Origin of the sequence: Rahnella sp. CJA17(1/100) (assembly GCF_963881615.1) — a bacterium.
In the GTDB taxonomy this organism is placed as follows: Bacteria; Pseudomonadota; Gammaproteobacteria; order Enterobacterales; family Enterobacteriaceae; genus Rahnella; species Rahnella aceris.
The window spans coordinates 1-1,629 of the sequence record NZ_CAWOJA010000038.1 but is presented as its reverse complement, the minus strand read 5'-3'; the positions used below and the strand labels follow the sequence as shown (position 1 = coordinate 1,629).

At 53.3% G+C, this 1,629-nt stretch carries 1 rRNA gene; it reads right to left on the bottom strand.

Annotated features, from left to right (window positions below):
* Positions 1–43 precede the first annotated feature (43 nt).
* Positions 44–1,586: ribosomal RNA gene (locus AACU55_RS16770) — 16S ribosomal RNA — on the bottom strand.
* Between the last annotated feature and the right edge of the window lie 43 nt (positions 1,587–1,629).

Genomic DNA, 1,629 nt, shown 5'->3' with positions numbered 1-1,629 from the left:
ATCAGACAATCTGTGTGGACACTGCACAATGCGTATCTTGAGGTAAGGAGGTGATCCAACCGCAGGTTCCCCTACGGTTACCTTGTTACGACTTCACCCCAGTCATGAATCACAAAGTGGTAAGCGCCCTCCCGAAGGTTAAGCTACCTACTTCTTTTGCAACCCACTCCCATGGTGTGACGGGCGGTGTGTACAAGGCCCGGGAACGTATTCACCGTAGCATTCTGATCTACGATTACTAGCGATTCCGACTTCATGGAGTCGAGTTGCAGACTCCAATCCGGACTACGACATACTTTATGAGGTCCGCTTGCTCTCGCGAGTTCGCTTCTCTTTGTATATGCCATTGTAGCACGTGTGTAGCCCTACTCGTAAGGGCCATGATGACTTGACGTCATCCCCACCTTCCTCCGGTTTATCACCGGCAGTCTCCTTTGAGTTCCCACCATTACGTGCTGGCAACAAAGGATAAGGGTTGCGCTCGTTGCGGGACTTAACCCAACATTTCACAACACGAGCTGACGACAGCCATGCAGCACCTGTCTCACGGTTCCCGAAGGCACTAAGCCATCTCTGGCGAATTCCGTGGATGTCAAGAGTAGGTAAGGTTCTTCGCGTTGCATCGAATTAAACCACATGCTCCACCGCTTGTGCGGGCCCCCGTCAATTCATTTGAGTTTTAACCTTGCGGCCGTACTCCCCAGGCGGTCGACTTAACGCGTTAGCTCCGGAAGCCACGCCTCAAGGGCACAACCTCCAAGTCGACATCGTTTACAGCGTGGACTACCAGGGTATCTAATCCTGTTTGCTCCCCACGCTTTCGCACCTGAGCGTCAGTCTTTGTCCAGGGGGCCGCCTTCGCCACCGGTATTCCTCCAGATCTCTACGCATTTCACCGCTACACCTGGAATTCTACCCCCCTCTACAAGACTCTAGCTTGCCAGTTTCAAATGCAGTTCCCACGTTAAGCGCGGGGATTTCACATCTGACTTAACAAACCGCCTGCGTGCGCTTTACGCCCAGTAATTCCGATTAACGCTTGCACCCTCCGTATTACCGCGGCTGCTGGCACGGAGTTAGCCGGTGCTTCTTCTGCGAGTAACGTCAATCACCACACGTATTAAGTGTGATGCCTTCCTCCTCGCTGAAAGTGCTTTACAACCCTAAGGCCTTCTTCACACACGCGGCATGGCTGCATCAGGCTTGCGCCCATTGTGCAATATTCCCCACTGCTGCCTCCCGTAGGAGTCTGGACCGTGTCTCAGTTCCAGTGTGGCTGGTCATCCTCTCAGACCAGCTAGGGATCGTCGCCTAGGTGAGCCATTACCTCACCTACTAGCTAATCCCATCTGGGCACATCCGATGGCGTGAGGTCCGAAGATCCCCCACTTTGCTCTTTCGAGGTCATGCGGTATTAGCTACCGTTTCCAGTAGTTATCCCCCTCCATCAGGCAGTTTCCCAGACATTACTCACCCGTCCGCCGCTCGCCGGCAAAGTAGCAAGCTACTTTCCGCTGCCGCTCGACTTGCATGTGTTAGGCCTGCCGCCAGCGTTCAATCTGAGCCATGATCAAACTCTTCAATTAAAAGTTCGATTTGCTTCAACAAGTGAAGCGGTGCTCAGAGATT